Annotated in this window: 23 protein-coding genes; 20 read left to right on the top strand and 3 right to left on the bottom strand. The window is 53.2% G+C overall.

Annotated features, from left to right (window positions below; translation table 11 throughout):
- Positions 1–112: 112 nt before the first annotated feature.
- The gene (locus SYMBAF_RS06945) at positions 113–316 is read left to right on the top strand and encodes a hypothetical protein (protein WP_226020114.1); all 204 of its coding nucleotides are present in this window, start codon (positions 113–115) and stop codon (positions 314–316) included.
- Between the two features lie 78 nt (positions 317–394).
- On the opposite strand, the gene rne is transcribed toward SYMBAF_RS06945, so the two are convergent.
- The gene (gene rne, locus SYMBAF_RS06940; RefSeq protein ID WP_040265744.1) at positions 395–3,481 is read right to left on the bottom strand and encodes a ribonuclease E; all 3,087 of its coding nucleotides are present in this window, start codon (positions 3,479–3,481) and stop codon (positions 395–397) included.
- 549 nt (positions 3,482–4,030) lie between these two features.
- On the opposite strand from rne, the gene rluC reads away from it, so the two are divergent.
- Positions 4,031–4,990 carry a 23S rRNA pseudouridine(955/2504/2580) synthase RluC gene (gene rluC / locus SYMBAF_RS06935; RefSeq protein ID WP_040265746.1) on the top strand — a complete coding sequence of 320 codons (960 nt, stop codon included), beginning with the start codon at positions 4,031–4,033 and terminating at the stop codon, positions 4,988–4,990.
- 5 nt (positions 4,991–4,995) lie between these two features.
- Here the strand turns inward: rluC and SYMBAF_RS06930 are convergent, their stop codons facing one another.
- Complete coding sequence (locus SYMBAF_RS06930; protein ID WP_052447820.1) at positions 4,996–5,577, bottom strand: Maf family protein; 582 nt, start codon at positions 5,575–5,577, stop codon at positions 4,996–4,998.
- Between the two features lie 287 nt (positions 5,578–5,864).
- Here SYMBAF_RS06930 and yceD point away from each other — a divergent pair, with 287 nt between their 5' ends.
- From yceD to ptsG, 14 genes are all read left to right on the top strand, one after another.
- Entirely contained in the window at positions 5,865–6,386 is a 522-nt protein-coding gene (yceD, locus tag SYMBAF_RS06925; RefSeq protein WP_040265747.1) for a 23S rRNA accumulation protein YceD, read from the top strand.
- A 16-nt stretch (positions 6,387–6,402) separates the two neighbouring features.
- On the top strand, positions 6,403–6,570 hold the full coding sequence (gene rpmF / locus SYMBAF_RS06920; protein ID WP_004943042.1) for a 50S ribosomal protein L32: 168 nt from the start codon (positions 6,403–6,405) through the stop codon (positions 6,568–6,570).
- A 17-nt stretch (positions 6,571–6,587) separates the two neighbouring features.
- The gene (gene plsX / locus SYMBAF_RS06915; RefSeq protein WP_082026993.1) at positions 6,588–7,622 is read left to right on the top strand and encodes a phosphate acyltransferase PlsX; all 1,035 of its coding nucleotides are present in this window, start codon (positions 6,588–6,590) and stop codon (positions 7,620–7,622) included.
- Between the two features lie 6 nt (positions 7,623–7,628).
- Positions 7,629–8,582, top strand: coding sequence for a beta-ketoacyl-ACP synthase III (locus SYMBAF_RS06910; protein WP_040265750.1), 954 nt, complete (start codon positions 7,629–7,631; stop codon positions 8,580–8,582).
- 22 nt (positions 8,583–8,604) lie between these two features.
- Entirely contained in the window at positions 8,605–9,534 is a 930-nt protein-coding gene (gene fabD, locus SYMBAF_RS06905; protein ID WP_040265751.1) for an ACP S-malonyltransferase, read from the top strand.
- A 15-nt stretch (positions 9,535–9,549) separates the two neighbouring features.
- On the top strand, positions 9,550–10,284 hold the full coding sequence (fabG, locus tag SYMBAF_RS06900) for a 3-oxoacyl-ACP reductase FabG (RefSeq protein ID WP_006708009.1): 735 nt from the start codon (positions 9,550–9,552) through the stop codon (positions 10,282–10,284).
- Positions 10,285–10,438: 154 nt separating this feature from the next.
- On the top strand, positions 10,439–10,678 hold the full coding sequence (gene acpP / locus SYMBAF_RS06895) for an acyl carrier protein (RefSeq protein ID WP_006708008.1): 240 nt from the start codon (positions 10,439–10,441) through the stop codon (positions 10,676–10,678).
- A gap of 86 nt (positions 10,679–10,764) precedes the next feature.
- Positions 10,765–12,006, top strand: coding sequence for a beta-ketoacyl-ACP synthase II (gene fabF, locus SYMBAF_RS06890; protein WP_040265753.1), 1,242 nt, complete (start codon positions 10,765–10,767; stop codon positions 12,004–12,006).
- 269 nt (positions 12,007–12,275) lie between these two features.
- Positions 12,276–13,073: an aminodeoxychorismate lyase gene (gene pabC / locus SYMBAF_RS06885; protein WP_040265754.1), complete on the top strand. Its 798-nt coding sequence runs from the start codon at positions 12,276–12,278 to the stop codon at positions 13,071–13,073.
- A gap of 13 nt (positions 13,074–13,086) precedes the next feature.
- Positions 13,087–14,112 carry an endolytic transglycosylase MltG gene (gene mltG, locus SYMBAF_RS06880; protein ID WP_040265755.1) on the top strand — a complete coding sequence of 342 codons (1,026 nt, stop codon included), beginning with the start codon at positions 13,087–13,089 and terminating at the stop codon, positions 14,110–14,112.
- A complete protein-coding gene (tmk, locus tag SYMBAF_RS06875) occupies positions 14,102–14,740 on the top strand; it encodes a dTMP kinase (protein ID WP_040265756.1) in 639 nt (212 codons plus the stop codon). Before mltG ends, tmk begins: the two co-directional genes overlap by 11 nt.
- A complete protein-coding gene (gene holB / locus SYMBAF_RS06870) occupies positions 14,740–15,744 on the top strand; it encodes a DNA polymerase III subunit delta' (RefSeq protein ID WP_040265762.1) in 1,005 nt (334 codons plus the stop codon). The genes tmk and holB overlap by 1 nt, the downstream gene beginning before the upstream one ends.
- Positions 15,745–15,763: 19 nt before the next feature.
- A complete protein-coding gene (locus SYMBAF_RS06865) occupies positions 15,764–16,540 on the top strand; it encodes a metal-dependent hydrolase (protein ID WP_040265764.1) in 777 nt (258 codons plus the stop codon).
- A 320-nt stretch (positions 16,541–16,860) separates the two neighbouring features.
- Complete coding sequence (gene ptsG / locus SYMBAF_RS06860; protein ID WP_040265766.1) at positions 16,861–18,294, top strand: PTS glucose transporter subunit IIBC; 1,434 nt, start codon at positions 16,861–16,863, stop codon at positions 18,292–18,294.
- A gap of 193 nt (positions 18,295–18,487) precedes the next feature.
- Here the strand turns inward: ptsG and mntR are convergent, their stop codons facing one another.
- Positions 18,488–18,958 carry a manganese-binding transcriptional regulator MntR gene (gene mntR, locus SYMBAF_RS06855; RefSeq protein ID WP_040266250.1) on the bottom strand — a complete coding sequence of 157 codons (471 nt, stop codon included), beginning with the start codon at positions 18,956–18,958 and terminating at the stop codon, positions 18,488–18,490.
- 272 nt (positions 18,959–19,230) lie between these two features.
- Here mntR and hinT point away from each other — a divergent pair, with 272 nt between their 5' ends.
- From hinT to nagZ, 4 genes are all read left to right on the top strand, one after another.
- Positions 19,231–19,593, top strand: coding sequence for a purine nucleoside phosphoramidase (gene hinT, locus SYMBAF_RS06850; protein WP_040265767.1), 363 nt, complete (start codon positions 19,231–19,233; stop codon positions 19,591–19,593).
- A gap of 62 nt (positions 19,594–19,655) precedes the next feature.
- Complete coding sequence (lpoB, locus tag SYMBAF_RS06845) at positions 19,656–20,228, top strand: penicillin-binding protein activator LpoB (RefSeq protein WP_040265769.1); 573 nt, start codon at positions 19,656–19,658, stop codon at positions 20,226–20,228.
- Positions 20,209–21,057 carry a phosphotransferase gene (locus tag SYMBAF_RS06840; protein WP_040265771.1) on the top strand — a complete coding sequence of 283 codons (849 nt, stop codon included), beginning with the start codon at positions 20,209–20,211 and terminating at the stop codon, positions 21,055–21,057. The genes lpoB and SYMBAF_RS06840 overlap by 20 nt, the downstream gene beginning before the upstream one ends.
- 62 nt (positions 21,058–21,119) lie before the next feature.
- Positions 21,120–22,148 carry a beta-N-acetylhexosaminidase gene (gene nagZ / locus SYMBAF_RS06835; RefSeq protein WP_040266252.1) on the top strand — a complete coding sequence of 343 codons (1,029 nt, stop codon included), beginning with the start codon at positions 21,120–21,122 and terminating at the stop codon, positions 22,146–22,148.
- Positions 22,149–22,515: the final 367 nt, after the last annotated feature.

The following is a 22,515-nucleotide window of genomic DNA, read 5'->3' as shown; positions in this document are numbered from 1 at the left end:
TAGGGGGAAAGAAATGGAAGTACGCGTTATTGCCAGGCGACAAGAGAAACCTGAGTTTGCGTCTGTCGTCAGCGATGCAAGATACGAGCTTATTTAACCAAGCCGCAAAAAGTTGGGTAACCTACAGAACGATCCGCTCCATGATTTGGAAAAGCCGGATATCTTCGAGCGTTGGGCTAGCAGTGAAGCCCTGGATAAACCTGGTGTAGCCAGGCATTTCCAACTGTTTGTCAGCCAGGTTGATGGCAAGTTGGATATGTTGGGTATCAAGCGGGTGAAAAAAGATAGCCTAAGCTCGGTGCAATACCGCGCTTAGGCTATATCAGACTGCCAGACAAAGTGTCCAATAGAGCGGATCACTTTAAATGGCCGTTTTTTATCAAACGGGCTAACTTTAGTCGTTAATCGGCTGCGGTTTGGCGGCCGGTGACATAGCCTGGTTCACTGCCGCATGCCCACCAGCAGTACCTTTGCCTGTGAAACTGAAGGAAGGTCTCTGCCAGTCGCTGTGCTTGCGTTCTTCTGGCAGATAAGCCAACGCAGGAGCTTTGGTCATCGGTGCACTAGCAATATGCTGACACGGTGTATTTGGCACGACTTTCACCGGAGGCTGTTGTTGCAGCGCTGAAGCCGGTTCGGCAGTGACCGGAACCGCAGCTTTCTGCATTGGCGTTTCCATCTCTGCTGGGGCTTTTTCGCTGGCTATCATTGGCTCGGATGTCTGCACTTCTGCAACCCCTGCTACGGCGGGGGCTGCCTCAGTTGCAATTACGGCAACGGTAGTTGATTGCACTATGGATGCGGCTGCAACCCCAGAGGTGGTTTTTTCAACATTGATGGTTTGCGGTTCAACGGCGTCATCGCTCACAGATACTTTGACCTCTGCTGACGTTAGCACATTGTCTTGCGTGGTCTGGTGGGCATTGGCCTTAACTTCAGTTTCTTTCGTCTGCGCTGCCTGAGCAACCGGGTAGCCTACACAAACTTTGCCTGATGCTAGCTCCGGTGAAGCGAAAGCCCCGGCCAATGGCATGGGCGATTGCAGCGGGTAACGTTCATCACGGTAACGTCGACGACGTTGACCGCTGACGCGCAAGTGGCGCGGTGAGCGTCGTGAGCGGCGCGGCATGCCGTTTTCGTTATTGCTACGGTTATCGCCCTGGGCATCATCTTCCACCTGAGCAGCCATGGTTTTCGGCAGCAGTTTAACGCTGTCTTCTACGCTTGCCTGCTGAGCCTCTTCAATTTTGGCAACCGGTGCTTTTGGTGCCAGCAGTTCTTCCGCCGCGCGATCCAATTCTTCCTCAGAGGACAGTAGGCGGACGTTCTGCGTCAAGGGACGGCGCTGACGGCGCTGCATGTTTTGCGTCTGCCGTTTGTCTGCCGGTGCCTCACCGTTATCGACAGCAGTGCTTTCCTGCGCTTTTACTTCCTGCTGAACCTGACGCTTCTCTTCCTGGCGGCGACGCTGACGTTCTGCACGTTGTTCACGACGTTGTTGTTGCTCATCACGTAGGCCCTTGGCAACTTCATCAGATACAGGCTCTTCGACAACCGGTATGTTTTGCGGCTGATTGCGGCGCGGTTCCTCGCCAGACTCGCGCGGTTCACGATTTTCGCGTCTGTCACGGCCTTCAGCGCGCTCTTTGCGACCAGAACCCTGCCGGCTGCGACGCTGTGGGCGACGGTTTTCAACGTTGTTTTCTGCCTGCGGCGCTTCAGCTAGTTTGGTTTCGATAGCTGCGGGATGCTCTTCAGAGGCGAGTAACGCCTTCAAGCCACCGAACAGGCGGTTTAACAGACCCGGCTTGGCAACAGCGATGGCGGCTGCCGATTGGGTAATCACGGGTTCCTCGGTAGGCAATGGGTTGTCAGCAGCCAATGAGAAGGTCGCCAACGCTGGCTGTTCCGGGCGTTTGCGCTCAGCCGATGCATCTTCAAGCAGTTGCATCATTTCTTCTTCATGCAGTTTCGGTAGCAGGTAGCTGAGAGTAGGGGTTTCTTCCCCCTTGCGTACGCGCAATACCGAGTAATGTGGTGTCTGCATTTGATCATTTGGCACGATGATCGCTTTCACGCCAGCCTGGCATTTTTCGATCGCGCTGACCGAATCACGCTTTTCGTTCAGCAGGTAAGAGGCAACCTGAACGGGTACGATGGCGTGAACTTCTTTGGTATTTTCCTTCAGTGCCTCTTCTTCAATCAAACGCAGGATGGACAGCGCCAGCGATTCGTTATCACGGACAGTGCCGGTTCCGTTACAGCGCGGGCAGACGTGATGGCTGGATTCGCCCAGCGACGGGCTAAGACGCTGACGCGACATTTCAAGCAGCCCGAAGCGGGAAATGCGGCCAATCTGGATGCGTGCGCGGTCTTGGCGCACTGCGTCACGCAGGCGGTTTTCAACTTCACGTTGGTGGCGCACTGGGGTCATATCAATAAAGTCGATGACGATCAGTCCACCGAGGTCGCGCAGACGCAACTGGCGGGCAATTTCGTCTGCCGCTTCCAAATTGGTATTAAACGCGGTTTCTTCGATGTCGCCGCCACGGGTAGCACGTGCGGAGTTGATGTCGATAGCAGTCAGCGCTTCAGTGCTGTCGATAACGATCGAACCGCCGGAGGGTAGGCGCACTTCACGTTGGAAAGCTGATTCAATTTGTGATTCGATCTGGTAGTGACTAAAAAGAGGAATTTCACCGCTATACAATTTGATTTTGCTGCTGAAATCCGGGCGACCCAGCGCTGAAATGTGCTCTTTGGCCAGATCGAGAATTTTCGGGTTGTCTATCAATATTTCGCCGATGTCCGGGCGCAGGTAATCGCGGAATGCGCGCACGATCACGTTGCTTTCCTGATGGATCAAAAACGGCGCAGAGCGGCCTTCGGCAGCTTTCTTGATGGCTTCCCAATGCTTCAAACGGAAGGAGAGATCCCATTGCAGCGCATCAGCGGATTTACCAACACCAGCAGTGCGAACGATCAAACCCATACCATCCGGCAGTTGCAAGGAGGAAAGCGCCTCTTTCAGTTCGGTACGGTCATCACCCTCAATACGGCGGGAAATACCACCGGCGCGCGGGTTGTTCGGCATTAGCACCAAGTAACTGCCTGCCAAGCTAATGAAGGTAGTTAAGGCTGCGCCTTTGTTGCCGCGCTCTTCTTTGTCTATCTGAACGATGACTTCTTGGCCTTCGCGCAACGCATCTTTGATGTTTGGACGACCATGGGAAGAATAGTTACTGGGGAAGTATTCGCGGGCAATTTCTTTAAGCGGAAGGAAACCATGACGTTCTGCACCGTAATCCACGAATGCTGCTTCAAGACTTGGTTCAATGCGGGTGATTTTGCCTTTGTAAATATTCGCTTTTTTCTGTTCATAGCCTGGACTCTCGATATCCAAGTCATACAGCCGTTGTCCATCTACGAGAGCAACACGCAACTCTTCCCGCTGAGTTGCGTTAATCAACATTCTTTTCATCTTAACTTACTCGTTATTTTTACATTATCGACAAAGCTGCGGGCAAAATAACCACATGGCCGGATCAGAACCGAAAACCCCAAATTTTCTTGCAAAGCCGTCAACCTCACGGTTGTCGCCTGCATAAGGGCGCATTATTTCGGTAAGCCGATATTTCTTTGTGAAGACAGCAATTTTACTTGGGGAATAGCTTCTGATTAACGTTGACAGACCTGATTCCATTTGCCGCCCAAGCTACAACCCGCAGCCCGCTAATTGTGTGATTTCGCATTACGTCTTACGCCATTGCTGCGTGTTGCGCGATCAGACAAATCCATAATTCCACCTTTTTCCTGTAACCAGAATCAACGCGGAAAGAAACTACATTATTCCATTGCTGATGCCGTTATAGCAAGGTGACTTTTCCAACGGTGGGGGAAATCGCAAACGTTCAAATCGGCATACTGTCTTGCTTATTTGCCGCCGGGGTTTCACCCGCCATCTAGAGAGACAGTTAAGCACAGAAAAAGATGTGGCGCTATTAACGCGCTCTATTTAGAATTCCGTACCATGAAAATCAACAATCCGGCAGTACAAGTAATCACGATTTCTGACGACGAAGCCGGTCAGAGAATCGACAACTTTTTGCTCGCTCGCCTGAAAGGTGTGCCGAAGAGCATGATTTACCGCATCGTGCGCAAAGGTGAGGTGCGCGTAAATAAAAGGCGTATCAAGGCTGAGTACAAGTTGGCTGCGGGCGATCTGGTGCGCGTACCGCCGGTGCGCATAGCTGAGCGGGAAGTGGTGCCGGTATCCGCCAAACTGGATAAAGTGGTTGCACTGGCCAACTGCATTTTGTATGAAGACGACCACCTGCTGATCCTGAACAAACCCTCTGGTACGGCGGTGCATGGCGGTAGCGGCCTGAGCTTTGGCGTCATTGAAGGGCTGCGCGCGCTGCGGCCAGAAGCCCGTTTCCTGGAACTGGTGCACCGTTTGGATCGTAATACTTCCGGCGTGCTGCTGGTAGCCAAGAAGCGTTCGGCGCTAAGGTCGCTGCATGAGCAACTACGGATGAAAGGAATGCAAAAGGACTATCTGGCGCTGGTGCGCGGCCAGTGGCAGTCCCACTGCAAGGTGGTGCAGGCACCATTGCTGAAAAACATTTTGCACAGCGGTGAACGTATCGTGCGCGTTAGCAGTGAAGGCAAGTCCTCGGAAACGCGCTTTAAAGTGGAAGCACGTTACGAGTTCGCCACGCTGGTTAAAGCCAGTCCGATTACTGGGCGCACCCATCAAATCCGCGTGCATGCGCTACATGCTGGGCACCCGATCGCTTTTGATGATCGCTATGGTGATCGCGAGTTTGATCGGCAACTGCTTGGCACCGGCCTCAAGCGTTTGTTCCTGCATGCGGCGGCGCTGCACTTCGAGCATCCTGCCACCGGTGAAACCGTGCGCATTGAAGCACCGATGGATGGGGCGCTGCGCCAATGTTTGCAGAGGTTGCGCCGTCAGACAGCCCAATAAACCGGTCAGGCTAGCGGGTTGACGCCTTCAGCCCGCAGCATAGCGAGCAACGCAATCAGCGGCAGGCCAACCAGCGCATTAGGATCGCGGCCTTCTAGTCTATCGAACAGGGCAATCCCCAATCCTTCACTTTTAAAGCTGCCGGCGCAATTCAGTGGCTGCTCCAGGCTTACGTAGGCGCTAATCTCCGCTTCGCTCAGCGTGCGGAAATAAACCTGAAACGGTTCGCACAGCACCTGCAAATGCCTGCTGCGGCTATTGTACAGAGCCAGACCAGTATAAAAGGTGACGATTTGGCCGCTGGCCTGGCGCAATTGGGTGCATGCGTTTTCGGCACTGTGCGGCTTGCCGGTAATTTTTCCGTCAATCACGCAGACCTGATCGCAACCGATAATCAGGTGGTTGGGATAGGCGCTGGCCAGTGCCTGAGCTTTTGCTGTCGCCAGCCTGAGCACCAGCGCCTCGGCGGTTTCATCGGCCAGTGGCGTTTCATCCACTTCCGCTGCGGCGCAGGAGAAAGCCAGTTGCAGCTTTTCCAGCAGTATTTTTCGATAGGGTGACGTGGAAGCTAGAAGTATCTTAAGCATGATTTTTTACTAACCATAGTGTGAAATCAGCCCCTATCCCATTAGGCTATTTTATTTGCCATTTTGGCTCTGGCAGTGCTCACCCTCCTCACGTACGCCATGTACGCGCCAGATGTTGCGCTTTCCCTGTCCAAACTGGCTGCAACAAACTACGCCTACTGGGATAGGCTCTAAGTACGGTATTTTAAACTGTTGGCCATGGTGAAAGCGAATATTGGTATTAAAGGTGACGTTTTGCGGCCTTTTTCTTTGACTCTACTTCGCTACAACGTTAATATGCGCGCCCTATGCAAAAGGTAAAATTACCCTTGACCATTGATGCAGTACGTACCGCTCAGAAACGCTTGGACTACGTAGGTGTCTATGCGCCTGAGCAGGTTACGCGTGTTGCCGACTCTGTGGTCAGTGTGGATAGTGATGTCGAGGGAGTGTTGTCGTTTGATATCGATAACCAACGCCTCGCGGTGATAACAGGGCAGGTGAACCTCCAGGTAACCCTGATGTGCCAACGCTGTGGTATCCCATTTGCACATCATGTTCACACAACATATTGTTTTAGCCCGGTCATCAATGATGAACAGGCTGAAGCATTGCCGGAAAGCTACGAACCGATCGAAGTTGACGAATTTGGTGAAGTCGATCTGTTGGCAATGATTGAAGATGAAATTATTCTTTCACTGCCTGTGGTTCCGTTACATGAATCTGAACACTGTGAAGTGTCCGAAGCGGAGAGGGTATTTGGTAAACTGCCTATAGAGGTGGAAAAACCAAATCCGTTTGCCGTACTAGCCAGCTTAAAGCGTAAGTAATTGAGGAGTAAGGTCTATGGCCGTACAACAGAATAAACCAACCCGTTCTAAACGTGGCATGCGCCGTTCACACGATGCACTGACTACCACCACGTTGTCTGTCGATGCAACTTCTGGTGAGACTCATCGTCGTCATCACATCACTGCCGACGGTTTCTACCGTGGTCGCAAGGTTATCGGCTAAGCTAAAGTAGCAGTACCTTGACTCGTCTAACCTTGGCGTTAGATACCATGGGTGGGGACTTCGGTCCCCGTGTTACAGTGCCCGCTGCATTGCAGGTACTGGCCTCTAATGTACAGCTTCACCTTCTACTGGTCGGCAATCCCGACGCTCTCTCCCCCTTGCTTGCCAAAGCTGATCCGGTTCTTCTGGCGCGATTGCAAGTTATACCCGCTGAGTCAGTGATTGCTGGTGATGCCAAACCTTCACAAGCGATACGTGCCAGCCGTGGTACATCAATGCGTATCGCGTTAGAGCTGATTAACGACGGCAAAGTGCAGGGCTGTGTCAGCGCGGGCAACACCGGGGCGCTAATGGGACTAGCGAAGTTGTTGATCAAGCCGCTGGAGGGCATTGAGCGTCCGGCGTTAATGACAGTGATACCTAACCAGTTGCGCAGCAAAACTGTGGTGCTGGATTTGGGGGCCAACATCGAATGCGATAGCACTATGCTGGTGCAGTTCGCGGTGATGGGGGCAGTGATGGCGGAAGAAGTCGTTGGTATCGCGCAACCCCGTGTAGCGTTGCTGAATATTGGTGAAGAAGAAACCAAAGGTCTGGATCATATCCGTGCCGCTGCCGCCATATTAAAGAATACGCCGACAATCAATTATATTGGTTATCTTGAAGGGAACGATCTGCTCACCGGTAAAACCGATGTGATGATCTGCGATGGCTTTGTAGGTAATGTCACTCTGAAAACCATGGAAGGAGTAGTAAGAGTATTCTTATCACTGCTGAAATCATCCAAAGACGGTGGCAAGCAAACGTGGTGGTTAAAATGGTTGAGCCGTTGGTTGCAAGCATGGGTGGTAAAGCGGTTCGGTCACCTGAACCCCGACCAGTATAATGGCGCATGTCTGTTAGGATTGCACAGCACCGTAATTAAAAGCCACGGCGCTGCGAACCTTCACGCGTTTGCAGCCGCAATCGAACAGGCTGTGCAGGCGGTGCAGCGGCAAGTCCCTGAAAGGATTGCTGCGCGCCTTGAAGCTGTATTACCTAAGAGTGACTGATCGTACATGTATACAAAGATTCTCGGTACGGGGAGTTATTTACCCGTAAAAGTGCGCACCAATGCTGATCTGGAAAAAATGGTGGATACCTCTGACGAGTGGATCGTCACGCGCACCGGTATTCGTGAGCGGCGTATCGCCGCCGCTGATGAAACCGTAGTGACGATGGGTTTCCAAGCGGCTGAAGAAGCGCTGGAAATGGCGGGTGTAGCGAAAGAGGACATCGGACTGATCGTGGTGGCGACTACCACCTCAACCTACGCATTTCCTAGTGCCGCTTGCCTGATACAGCAAATGCTGGGCATCAAGGCGTGCGCCGCGTTCGATCTGGCAGCAGCTTGTGCTGGCTTTACCTACGCGCTCAGCGTGGCCGATCAGTACGTGAAAAATGGCGCGGTGAAGCATGCGCTGGTGATTGGCGCAGATGTTCTGTCACAGACATTGAACCCTGAAGATCGTGGTACCCTTATCCTGTTCGGTGATGGTGCGGGTGCAGTGCTACTGGGCGCATCTGAAAAGCCGGGCATCATGTCAACCCACCTGCATGCCGATGGCAGCTATAGCGGCATGCTGACCTTGCCGTTTAAAGATCGTCAGGATCAGGACAAACCGGCCTATGTCACCATGACGGGTAACGAAGTATTCAAGGTTGCAGTTAACGAACTGTCAAATATTGTCGATGAGACGTTACAGGCCAATAATCTGGAACGCAGTGCGCTGGACTGGCTGGTGCCACATCAGGCCAACCTACGCATTATCAATGCTACGGCAAAAAAACTGGACATGAGCATGGATAAGGTGGTGGTGACGCTAGAACGTCATGGCAACACCAGTGCTGCTTCAGTTCCGATAGCATTGGATGAAGCAGTGCGCGACGGGCGAATTCAGCGTGGCCATTTGCTACTGTTGGAAGCCTTTGGTAGCGGCTTTACTTGGGGGTCGGCGTTGGTTCGATTCTGATTTGACAGGAATAAAAGAAAAAATGACGCAATTTGCTTTTGTTTTCCCAGGCCAGGGGTCACAGAGCCTTGGCATGTTGGCCGAGTTGGCTGCACAATTTCCGATCGTTGAAGAAACCTTCGGCGAAGCCTCGGCTGTTCTAAGGTACGACTTGTGGCAATTGGTGCAGCAAGGCCCAGCGGAGGCACTGAACAAAACCTGGCACACACAGCCAGCATTACTGGCCGCCTCGGTGGCGATCTTCCGCATCTGGCAGCAGCAGGGTGGTAAAGTGCCAATGCTGATGGCTGGCCACAGCCTGGGTGAATACTCGGCGCTGGTCTGCGCTGGCGTGTTGGATTTTGAAGCGGCGATCCGTCTGGTGGAACTGCGTGGTAAGTTGATGCAGGAAGCGGTGCCAGAAGGCACTGGCGCTATGTACGCTATCATCGGCCTGGACAACGCAGCGATCGCTCAAGCCTGCGAAGCATCCGCTCAGGGGCAGGTAGTTTCCCCGGTCAACTTTAACTCGCCAGGCCAGGTGGTGATCGCTGGCCACAAAGAAGCGGTTGAGCGTGCAGGTATCGCCTGTAAAGCTGCTGGAGCCAAACGTGTGCTGCCGCTGCCGGTGAGCGTGCCATCGCACTGTGCGCTGATGATGCCAGCGGCCAATAAGTTGGCGGTGGCGCTGCATGATGTCGCCTTCAACGTTCCACGGCTGCCAGTAGTGAATAATGTCGATGTACGCATCGAGAACGATCCTGAAGCGATCCGTAGTGCGCTGGTGCGTCAACTTTACAGCCCGGTGCGCTGGAGTGAGAGCGTAGAATTTATCGCATCACAAGGAGTGACGCGACTGCTGGAAGCTGGCCCTGGTAAGGTTCTGAGCGGTCTGACTAAACGTATTGTTGACATCCTGCCAGCAGCGGCGGTAAACGACCCCGCCAGTTTGTCAGCGGCGCTTGAACAATAATTAAAGAGGAACATGATGAATTTCGACGGTAAAGTTGTTCTGGTCACTGGTGCAAGTCGTGGTATTGGCCGGGCTATTGCAGAAGCGTTTGTGGCACGCGGTGCCAAAGTGATCGGTACAGCGACCAGTGAAAGCGGTGCTGAGGCTATCAGCAGCTATTTAGGGGCAAACGGCAAAGGGTTGATGTTGAACGTGGTTGATACGCAATCTATCGATAGCGTGCTGGCCGCTATTTATGCTGAATTCGGCGAAATCGATATTTTAGTGAATAATGCCGGTATTACGCGCGATAGTTTGCTAATGCGCATGAGAGACGATGAATGGCAGGATATCATAAACACCAATCTGACTTCAGTATTCCGCCTATCAAAAGCGGTAATGAGAGCTATGATGAAAAAGCGGTTTGGCCGTGTTATCACCATAGGCTCCGTTGTAGGCAGCATGGGGAACGCAGGGCAAGCTAATTACGCGGCGGCAAAAGCTGGTTTGATCGGTTTTAGCAAGTCTTTAGCGCGTGAAGTCGCATCACGAGGTATTACCGTCAACGTCGTGGCTCCTGGCTTTATTGAGACGGACATGACACGGGCGTTGACAGACGATCAACGGGCAGGCATTTTGTCATCAGTTCCAGCCAATCGGCTGGGCGATGCACAAGAAATTGCCAGCGCTGTTGCATTTTTAGCCTCTGATGAGGCTGGCTATATCACCGGTGAAACGTTACATGTCAATGGCGGCATGTACATGATTTAAAAAATGCGAAAACCATTTGCGTTATTTGGGATAAAAACCGCAAAATAGCGTAAAATCGTGGTTTGACCAGCCGGGATTGAGTTGCATCTTTTCCAACATTTTATACACTACGAAAACCATCGCGAAAGCGAGTTTTGATAGGAAATTTAAGAGTATGAGCACTATCGAAGAACGCGTTAAGAAAATCATTGTTGAGCAATTGGGTGTTAAACAGGAAGAAGTGTTAAACAACGCTTCTTTCGTTGAAGATCTAGGCGCGGATTCTCTTGACACCGTTGAGTTGGTAATGGCACTGGAAGAAGAATTCGACACTGAGATTCCAGACGAAGAGGCTGAGAAGATCACTACTGTTCAGGCAGCTATTGATTTCATCAACAACTCTAGCCAGCAGTAAGATAAGAGAACATCTCTAGGCGGTCATTCGACCGCCTAAGTTTTTTCTATCCTTAGTATCATATTTTCCCTCCTTGGAGGACAAACGTGTCTAAGCGTCGAGTAGTTGTGACCGGACTGGGCATGTTGTCTCCTGTCGGCAATACGGTAGAGTCTACATGGAACGCTCTTCTTGCCGGTCAGAGTGGCATCAGCCTGATCGACCATTTCGATACCACCGCCTATGCGACCAAATTTGCTGGCTTGGTAAAGCATTTTAATTCAGAGGATTTCATCTCCCGCAAAGTTGCGCGCAAGATGGATGCCTTTATCCAGTACGGCATCGCTGCTGGCATGCAGGCTATGCAAGATGCGGGACTGGAGATCACCGAGGCTAATGCCAGCCGCATCGGGGCCGCTATTGGTTCCGGCATTGGTGGCCTGGGTTTGATAGAAGAAAATTACAATTCACTGGCTGAGGGTGGCCCACGAAAAATCAGCCCGTTTTTCGTACCATCTACCATCGTGAACATGATTGCAGGCCACCTGACAATTATGTACGGCATGCGTGGCCCCAGTATTTCCATCGCCACCGCTTGTACCTCAGGTGTGCATAACATCGGCCATGCCGCGCGTATCATTGCTTATAATGATGCAGACGTGATGCTGGCAGGTGGGGCAGAGAAAGCCAGTACCCCATTGGGGATTGGCGGCTTTGGTGCAGCGCGCGCGTTGTCTACCCGTAACGAGAACCCACAGGCGGCCAGCCGCCCCTGGGATAAAGACCGTGATGGTTTCGTGCTTGGCGATGGTGCCGGCATGATGGTGCTGGAAGAATATGAGCATGCAAAAAGACGCGGCGCGCAGATCTACGCTGAAGTGCTCGGTTTTGGTATGAGCAGCGATGCCTACCACATGACCTCGCCACCGGAAAATGGTGCAGGTGCCGCGTTGGCGATGAAAAATGCCCTGATCGATGCTGGCGTGACCACGTCACAAATTGGTTACATCAACGCGCACGGTACTTCGACTCCGGCCGGTGACCAGGCTGAAACACAGGCGGTGAAGTCCGTTTTTGGCCTTGATGCGCAACGAGTGATGGTCAGTTCGACCAAATCGATGACCGGCCATCTATTAGGGGCGGCGGGTGCGGTCGAATCGATCATTACCGTTTTGGCGCTGCGTGATCAGGCCGTACCGCCAACCATCAACCTGGATAACCCGGATGAAAAGTGTGATCTTGACTTTGTGCCAAATGAAGCGCGACAGGTAAGTGATATGCAGTATACGCTGTGTAACTCCTTCGGTTTTGGTGGCACCAATGGTTCGCTGATCTTCCGCAGAATGTAATCACGCTGTTGGTAACCTATCGGAAGCCTATTTTTGGCCCTAACGTTGATCGTTTATACGTGCTTGAGGGTTTCGCCAGTCAGAGACAATCCGGAGTCATCACTTTGGCCCCGGATTTTTTTATGCTTGAACATGATATCCAGTAAAAAAGCCCACATCCGTTTATGAGCTGTCAGCCGGAAATCTGCACGTGTCAGCCGGCATGTTGCTGCTAATACGACACGTGCCTGATATTCTTTTGTGAAAACCAACGTGGCTGGGGAAAGTTTATGTACTGGATAAACGGGCAGCGACATCACGCTTTGGCACCGAGCGATCGCGGTTTGCAGTTTGGCGATGGTTGTTTCACTACCGCTCGGGTAACGGGTGGTAAGGTCGATATGCTGCCCTGGCATATCGAACGCCTGCAACAAGCTGCACATCGGCTGATGTTGCCCACGACCGACTGGGTTGCCTTTGAACAGGAGATGGTGCATGCGGCCAAACCTCTCCCACTCGGCGTGATCAAAGCGATACTAACGCGTGGCAGCGGCGGGCGCGGCTATAGCCCAGCAGGGTGTGAAAACCCCACGCGCCTTGTGGCACGCAGCAGCTACCCTGCACATTATCAACAGTGGCGCAAGCAGGGCATTAGTCTGGCACTTAGCCCAGTGCCACTGGCGCGCAATCCGCTGCTGGCGGGCTTGAAGCACCTTAACCGTTTGGAGCAAGTGCTGATCCGCGCGCATCTTGACCAGACGGTAGCCGACGAGGCGCTGGTGCTTGACACTGCCGGTATGCTGGTGGAATGCTGTACGGCTAATTTGTTCTGGCGCAAGGGAAGAGCCGTATTTACGCCGGATCTAAGTCAGTCGGGCGTGGCCGGTCTGATGCGGCGGCGCGTGATCGAACTACTGATGGGCACGGAATATAGCCTGCATTATGTTAGCGAGCCACTAGAAGCGCTGGCCGATGCCGATGAAGTGCTGGTGAGCAATGCGCTGATGCCGTTGTTACCGGTTAATTCAGTGCAATCATGGCGTTACCATTCACGCCAACTGTATGATTTTTTACGCCCACATTGTTAATCACGGCTGATTGATGAAGAAAAGAAAGCTAAAGATCCTGTCCATTATTATTGCTCTGGCCTTGGCTCTGATGTTCTGGGGCTACCAGAAGATTGAACGCTTTGCCGATACGCCGCTGGCCATCGAGCAGGAAACGATATTCAAGTTACCGGTTGGCAGCGGGCGCGTGGCGCTGGCGGGGTTATTGATGCGTGACCAACTGGTGCACAGCGGCAGATGGTTCCCATGGCTACTGTGGGTGGAGCCGGAGCTGGCGGAATTTAAGGCCGGCACTTATCGTTTTACCCCAGGCATGACGGTGCGCCAGATGCTACAGTTGTTGACCAGCGGCAAAGAAGCTCAGTTCACCGTGCGCTTTATTGAAGGCTCACGCCTGCGCGACTGGCTGCAAGTGCTGCAACAGTCGAAATATTTGCAGCATACGCTGGCGGGTAAAAGCGACGCACAGATTGCCGTTGCGTTAGGCATGCCACAGGGTGGCAACCCGGAGGGGCAGTTTTACCCGGATACCTATCGGTATACCGCCGGCATGAGTGACATCGACTTGCTGAAGCGTGCTCACCTACGTATGAACAAAGTGCTGCAAGCTGCGTGGGATGAACGCGACACCAGCCTGCCGTATAAAACACCAACTGATCTACTGACCTTGGCGTCGATCATCGAAAAAGAAACGGCGCTGCCGCAAGAGCGTAGCAAAGTGGCCTCGGTGTTTGTTAACCGGCTGCGTATTGGCATGCGCTTGCAGACCGATCCCACGGTAATCTACGGCATGGGCGATAGCTATAATGGCCGTATTACCCACAAGGATCTGGAAGCCAGCACCGCGTATAACACCTATGTGATTGCTGGCCTGCCATCTACCCCGATCGCTATGCCGGGCGAAGCCGCGCTGAAAGCCGCCGCCAACCCGGCCAAGACACCTTACTTATACTTTGTCGCCGACGGTAAGGGGGGTCATACGTTTACCACTAACCTGGCGAGCCATAACCAGGCGGTGCGTGCCTACCGTCGGGGGTTAAAGGAAAAGAATGAAAAGTAAATTCGTTGTTATCGAAGGATTGGAAGGAGCAGGCAAAACCACCGCGCGTGACACCGTAGCCAGTGTGTTGCGAGAGCATGGTGTCAACAATATCGTCTTTACGCGTGAGCCAGGTGGCACGCCGCTAGCGGAGAAATTGCGCGATCTGTTCAAACGTGGAGTGGGTAACGAACTGCCGACCATCAAGGCGGAAGTGCTGATGCTGTACGCTGCCCGTGTGCAGTTGGTGGAAACCGTTATCAAGCCGGCGTTGGAACGCGGTGCATGGGTGGTGGGTGATCGTCACGATCTGTCGTCACAGGCTTATCAGGGCGGTGGGCGTGGCACAGATCCGCAACTGATGCTCTCACTGCGCGATGCCGTGTTGGGGAGCTTCCGCCCGGATCTCACTCTCTATTTGGATCTGCCGCCGCTGATTGGGCTGCAACGTGCTCAGGCGCGCGGCGCACTGGATCGCATTGAACAAGAGGTATTGCCGTTCTTCACACGTACGCGCGCACGCTATTTGGCGTTGGCAGCGCAAGATGAATCGATTGTTACGCTTGACGCTACACAACCGCTGGAGCAGGTTACCGCCTCTATCCGTGCCTGCGTCAGCCGCTGGCTGCAACAGCAGGAAGGCGTGTAATGAAGTATCCGTGGCTGAACATCCCCTATCACCAGTTGGTTGTGCACTATGCCACTGGGCGCGGCCATCATGCGTTGCTGTTGCATGCTGCCGCAGGCAATGGCGACGATACGCTAGCTTACGCGTTGAGCCGCTGGTTGCTCTGCCAGCAGCGTAACGGTGAGAAGATCTGCGGTGAATGTCATAGTTGCCGGCTGATGCTGGCGGGTAACCACCCGGACTACCATCTGCTGGTGCCGGAAAAAGGCAAAAACAGTGTAGGTATCGAACCGATCCGTCAGGTGATCGAGAGGCTCTATTCCCATGCACAGCAAGGAGGGGCCAAGGTGATCTGGCTCTCCCAGGCCGAGCTATTGACCGAAGCGGCGGCCAACGCGCTGCTGAAGACATTGGAAGAGCCGCCGGAAAAAACCTATTTTCTACTGGGTTGCCGCGAGCCTTCGCGATTGTTGGCGACGCTACGCAGCCGCTGCCTGTATTGGCATTTGGCCAGCCCGGATGAGCAACTGAGCATGCAGTGGCTAAGCCGTCACGCAGCAGGTAACCCGATCGAACACCTTACTGCGCTGCGCCTGCACGACGGCGCGCCAATCGCTGCTGAACAATTGCTGCAACCGGAGCGCTGGCAACAGCGCAGTGCCCTGTGTAGCGCGTTGAGCGCTGCCTTGCCGCAGCATGATATGCTGTCGCTGTTGCCAGTGCTCAGTCACCTGGATGTGGGGGAGCGTCTACATTGGTTGTGCGCTCTGTTGGTGGATGCGATGAAATGGCAGCAAGGTGCACCGAGCCATGTACTCAATCAGGATCAGCAGCCGTTGGTGCATCAACTGGCCAGTCGGCTGAGCGGCATTTCGTTGCCGCAAATCGTGCAACAATGGTTGATCTGCCGCCATCAGTTGCTCAGCGTGGTTGGCGTTAACCGCGAACTGCTATTGACCGAACAATTACTGGGCTGGGAGCAAATGCTAAGCGCTGCCAGTTATTCCCCGCTTCATTCGCTGTAAAGCAAAAGAGTTAAACATTATGTTGTTAGTTGATTCTCATTGTCACCTTGACTGCCTGGATTATCAAACCCTGCACCAAAATGTGGATGACGCGCTGGCCAAGGCCAAAGTGCGCGATGTCGGATACGTGCTGGCGGTTGCCACTACGTTGCCGGGCTATCAGGCTATGACCCAGTTGATTGGTGCGCGCGATGATGTGGCCTTCTCCTGTGGCGTACACCCGCTGAACCTGGAAGATGGCTACGATTACGGCGAACTGCGCCGCCTGGCAGCGGCGGCACAAGTGGTCGCGTTGGGGGAGACGGGGCTGGATTACTTCTACCAGAAAGACAACCTTGAGCTGCAACAGGCATCGTTCCGCGAGCATATTCACATTGGCCGAGATCTGGACAAACCGCTGATCGTGCATACCCGTGATGCGCGCGCCGACACATTGGCGATTTTGCGTGAAGAAAATGCGCAGGACTGTGGCGGGGTGCTGCACTGTTTCACCGAGGATCGCGCCACCGCAGAAGTGCTGTTGGATCTCGGCTTCTACATTTCTTTCTCTGGCATCGTGACCTTCCGTAACGCCGAGCAATTGCGTGAGGTGGCGCGTTATGTGCCGCTGGATCGCATACTGGTGGAAACTGACTCGCCGTATCTGGCCCCGGTGCCGCATCGGGGTAAAGAAAACCAACCCGCCTATGTGCGCGATGTGGCTGAATATATGGCGGTACTGAAGGGCATTAGCCTGGAAAACTTGGCTGAAGCCACCACCAACAATTTTTCACGCTTATTTCACATCAAACTTTGATCTGGGCTGAGTAGTCATCGTTGACATAATTTTTAAGCTCGTAATTAATCGACGAAACGGGTAATATTTTCACCCATTTAAAGGCATTTAGTGATTATTTTATCGCCTTTTATGATAAAAAACAGGCGATTTTAAAAATTGCTTCCTTTGCTATTATTGAAATGTGATTACCAGCAAACATTACGTAGGGCATTTATTTTACTCTAAATAATAAATTCATGGGTGCTCAGACATCCTAAGTTGCGGGGTTTTCTCCCCCTTGCAACGCGAATAATCGCCAAAAAGTAGCAAAGTATTATTACTCAGGAGCACACTCATTTATGTTCAAGAACGCATTTGCAAACCTGCAAAAAATAGGTAAATCGCTAATGCTGCCAGTGTCAGTATTGCCTATCGCAGGTATCCTGCTGGGCGTCGGTTCCGCCAACTTTAGTTGGTTACCTATGGTAGTCTCTCATGTGATGGCGGAAGCGGGTGGATCTGTTTTCGCCAACATGCCGTTAATTTTCGCGATTGGTGTTGCCCTAGGTTTCACTAATAACGATGGCGTCTCCGCACTGGCGGCGGTGGTAGCTTACGGCATCATGGTGAAAACCATGGCAGTGGTTGCACCCTTGCTGCTACACCTAACAGCCGAAGAGATTGCAACCAAACATTTGGCCGATACCGGCGTACTCGGCGGGATTATCTCTGGTGCCATCGCTGCTTACATGTTTAACCGCTTCTTCCGCATCCAACTGCCGGAGTATCTGGGCTTCTTTGCGGGTAAGCGGTTTGTGCCGATCATCTCTGGCCTGGCGGCTATCGTGCTGGGCATCGCGCTGTCTTTCATCTGGCCACCCATCGGTACTGCTATCCAGACGTTTTCCCGGTGGGCAGCTTATCAGAACCCGGTAGTGGCCTTTGGCCTCTACGGTGTGGTTGAGCGTTCGCTGGTGCCGTTCGGTCTGCACCATATCTGGAACGTGCCTTTCCAGATGCAAATTGGCGAGTTCACCAATGCAGCGGGTCAGGTATTTCACGGTGACATCCCACGTTACATGGCGGGTGACCCGACTGCGGGGAAACTGTCCGGCGGCTTCCTGTTTAAAATGTATGGTTTACCTGCGGCGGCCATCGCTATCTGGCATTCAGCCAAACCGGAAAACCGCGCTAAAGTCGGCGGTATCATGATCTCTGCTGCGTTGACCTCATTCCTGACCGGCATCACCGAACCGATCGAATTCTCTTTCATGTTCGTTGCGCCGATCCTGTATGTGAGCCACGCTATCTTGGCGGGTCTGGCGTTCCCAATATGCATTTTGTTAGGCATGCGTGACGGCACCAGCTTCTCACACGGGTTGATCGACTTTATCGTTCTGAGCGGAAACAGCAGTAAAATCTGGTTGTTCCCCCTCGTCGGCATCCTCTACGGGCTGGTGTACTACACTCTCTTCCGTGTGCTGATCACCAAGCTGAACCTGAAAACCCCAGGCCGTGAAGACACTGCTGCTGAGCAGGATACGCAGGGCGGCTCTGAAATGTCTGCCGCCTTGGTTGAGGCTTTCGGCGGTAAAGAGAATATCACTAACCTGGATGCCTGTATCACCCGCCTGCGCGTCAGCGTGGCCGACATCGCCAAGGTTGACCAGGCTACCCTGAAGAAATTGGGTGCCGCTGGCGTTGTTGTCGCCGGCTCTGGCGTTCAGGCTATCTTCGGCACCAAGTCTGACAACCTGAAAACCGATATGGACGAATACATCCGTAATCACTGAGTTAGACAAGGGAATTTAAAGGGAAGCGAAAGCCTAATGCCGATCACTTAAGGGGGATCGGCATTTTTTCTCCCGAGGTAGGTAAACCCGCATAGCACACCGCGTAATGTCACGTAGAAAACAGGGGATAGATACAGGAAGTGAAGATATTTGGCTTCTAAAAGCCCCCAGCCAGCTACTGCTTATTTCGGGATCACTTCGCCGTGTTTTTTCGCAGGAACTGCTCAAACACAGCCAAAGTGGCGTCAGAAATGTGATGTTCAATCCCTTCGCTGTCCAACTCGGCGGTGTTCGTCGGCACTCCCAGACAGACTAACAGGTCAACCACTATCCGATGGCGACGGCGTACCTTATGTGCCAACCGTTCGCCTTCCTCAGTCAGAAACACCCCGCGATAGGGACGCGATTCCACTAGGCCGGCGCTTTTAAGCCGCGCGATGTTCTTGATCGCCGTAGGGTGAGAGACACCAAAGCGGCGGGCGATATCGGTAGTTCTGGCTTCTCGCGTAGTCTGCAACAGATCGGCGATCAGCTCGACATAATCTTCGAATAACGCATGGGATTGCGCTTTACGGGCGCGAATGAAGCGCAGTGCGTGTTCAGCTTCATCCGGCATTCCGGCCAGAACTGGGCGGGCGGGACTATCTAGCGTGCGGGTTACCATGGTAAGGCGTCCTTTGAACATAAATCGGGTGGCTGCTGCGAAGCTGGAGGTCTGCCCCCTAAATTAATGCAAAGAGCACAGATTATCAAATTCATACCTGGTAAAATAGCTTTCAGCCTGACCCTTGTTGGGGGCTAGGTAAAGCAATAACAGGCATAGTGCGCCAGGTTGTGTGATCTTAGCATCATCCAATGCGGAAAGTGCGCATGCAGGTTAAAAGCAGTAGAATTTGTCACTCATACAGCTTACTGTTTAAACCAAGGAACGCCCAAATGGCTGAAGAAACGATTTTCAGTAAAATTATCCGCCGCGAAATCCCCGCTGATGTGGTTTACCAAGACGAACTGGTTACTGCTTTCCGTGATATCTCACCCCAGGCTCCAACCCATATTTTGATCGTGCCGAATGTACTGATCCCTACTGTCAATGATGTGACCGTTGAGCATGAAGCGGCGCTGGGCAGAATGATCACCGCTGCGGCGAAAATTGCCGAACAGGAAGGGGTGGCTGAAGATGGCTACCGCCTGATCCTCAACTGCAATCGCCATGCTGGTCAGGAGGTCTATCATATTCATATGCATTTGGTTGGCGGCCACTCGCTGGGGCCGATGTTGTCACGCTTTTCTGAACGGTAACCTGGATGCTAAATGCGCGCATCGATAGCTGTTTTTGTAGGCTGGCTTGGAAAGGAATAATAATGAAAAAGTATTTATCGGTGGCGTTGGCCGCATTAACCTTGAGTGGTTGTTTGTCGCGCCTTCAACCGCCAGATACCGTCGAATCGGTTACGCTACCGGACACGAAGGAACAACCTCAGCAGTCGGCCCGTGAAGTGGTGCCGCAGCCGCCCAAAATACAGCCGTTTGACTGGTTCCGCAGCCTACAGCCGTTGGTGAACCAGATGCTGGAGGCCAAAGGGGTTACCGCTGGCAGCCTGTTGTTGGTAGACAGTATGAAGAACAACACCAATGGCGCATTGCAAACGGCGAAAGCGACATCCGCGCTGCATACAGCGCTGGAGTCCAACTCCATTTTCAGTGTGGTGCCGGAAGCGCGGCTGACGAGTGCCAGACAGGCGCTGGGCTTATCCTCGGAGGACAGCTTTGGCTCGCGCAGTAAGGCCATCGGCCTGGCGCGCATCGTTAACGCACAGTACGTGTTGTACAGCGACTTCAGCGGCGATGTAAAATCACCGACGCTGGATATGCAACTGATGTTGGTGCAAACCGGCGAAATCGTTTGGTCGGGTAATGACACCGTTGAACTTTGAAGCTGAGCTGCGACAATTGTTGAATACCCGGTTGCCGGCGGTGAATACCGCCGGTTGTCATTTTAGCCCAGTGCAGGGTCTGACGGGTGAAAGTTGGCGTATCGACGGGGAGGGTATCAGCATGTTGGCGCGCCAACAAACTGCGGAGAAAGGCGCATTGGGTGTCAGCCGCAAACGGGAGGCGCGGCTGCTGCGCCGTTGTGGTACGGGATTAGGGCCGCAGGTTTTAGCCCAGAGTAATCATTGGATTATCGTCGAATGGCTTACCGGGAAGAGTGTCACAAATGAGGGGTTCGACGCCCTAAATCAATGTGGTGAACTGGCAGCGATGGCAGCGGGATTGCATCGAAGGCCGCTCAGTGGCTACCGCCTGAACTTGCAACGACAGTTCGTCAGCTATTGGCAGCAGTTGGACAAACGGCGTCTTACCCCAGCCTGGCTGCGTTGTCAGCAGCATTTTTTGCGGATAACACCGCCAACGCCACTGCAACTGGCCCCGCTTCATATGGATATTCACCCAGGTAACCTGATCACCAGTGCCGCCGGGCTGCGGCTGATCGACTGGGAGTACGCTGCCGATGGCGATGTTGCGCTGGATATCGCCGCGCTGTTTCGCAGCAATGATTGGGCTAGCGTTCAGCAGCAGTGTTTTCTACAGCACTATGCGCAGCATGGCTACCCGGATGAGGCCCGGTTGCACGCCCAAGTGCAGTGTTGGTTACCGTGGGTGGACTACCTGATGCTGATGTGGTTTGAAGCGCGCTGGCAGCAGAGCGGCGATGCTGAATTTTTGCATTGGGGGGCAGTGCTGCGCCAGCGCTTTTGTTGATCATCCCCAGGTTCTGAGTGAAGCAAATCAAATAATGAAGTGAGGTGGCCGTGGGTCCGGTAATGCTAGATATTGCCAGCTATGAGCTGGATGCAGAAGAACGTGAGATTTTAACACACCCGCTGGTTGGCGGGTTGATCCTATTTACCCGTAACTTTCACGACGCGCACCAGTTGCGCGAACTGGTGCGCCAGATCCGCGTGGCATCGCAGGATAGGCTGGTGGTGGCGGTGGATCAGGAAGGCGGACGCGTGCAGCGCTTCCATGAAGGTTTTACCCGCTTGCCAGCGGCGCAATCGTTCGCTGTGATGCAAGATGCGCAGCAGGGTCGTCACTTAGCGCAAGAAGCGGGCTGGCTGATGGCGGCAGAAATGATCGCCCAGGACATCGATATCAGTTTTGCGCCGGTGCTGGATATTGGCCACGGCAGCGCCGCCATCGGTGAACGCGCGTTCCACAGCGATCCGCAGCAAGCGCTGGCAATGGCCGAGTACTTTATCCAGGGTATGCGCAGTGCTGGGATGAAAACCACCGGAAAACACTTCCCAGGCCATGGCGGTGTCAGCACCGACTCGCACAAAGAAACCCCGCGCGATCTGCGGCCATTAGCGCAGATCCGTGAACATGACATGGCGATTTTCCGCACACTGATCAACCGGCAACTGCTGGATGCGGTCATGCCGGCACACGTCATCTACACTGAAGCCGATCCACGTCCAGCCAGCGGTTCACCTTACTGGCTGAAGCAAATTCTGCGGCAGGAACTGGGGTTCGATGGGGTTATTTTCTCTGATGACCTGTCAATGGCTGGGGCGGCTATCATGGGTAGCTATGCCGAACGCGGTCAGGCAGCTCTGGATGCTGGTTGTGACATGATCTTGGTGTGCAACAACCGCGCTGGTGCGGTCAGCGTGCTGGATAACCTTTCCCCAGTCAAAGCAGAGAAAGTAAAACGATTATATCACCGTGGTCAGTTCACCCGCCAGGAACTGCGTGACTCGGCACGTTGGCAGCAGGCACACAAGGCACTGGTTACGCTCAGTGCACGCTGGGAGGAACATAAACTGCGCGAATTCAGGATACTGTCATGAGGCTAGCGCAGCGATGCTTAGAGCGGCGGCGGTAGTCATCAAGCGCGGAGTTAACAACTTCATAACAGCTTTGGAACCGCAATTATTGCTTTTTATCGGGATAATCTGCGGCTGTTATTCTCATAAAGTACAATATTGGCGAGTAGCTGGGTAGAGCCATGTAGAGTAACTCTATGCTAACTTATTGAATTAAAATCCCTAAAAAGCCTCGCGTCGAGCCTTTAACCAAAAAAATTGATGTAGGTCAATTTTGGTATGACCAAATAACCTCACATGTTATTCTGGCGCTAAAGAATCGGTTTATTACAGGTGAACCCTATGTATTGTAAGGATATTTTCCATTCACTTACGGATAACGGTTGGTTCA

Origin of the sequence: Serratia symbiotica, from assembly GCF_000821185.2 — a bacterium.
Taxonomy (GTDB): domain Bacteria; phylum Pseudomonadota; class Gammaproteobacteria; order Enterobacterales; family Enterobacteriaceae; genus Serratia; species Serratia symbiotica.
The sequence above is the reverse complement of the archived record's forward strand: the minus strand, read 5'-3'. Positions and strand labels throughout refer to the sequence as shown.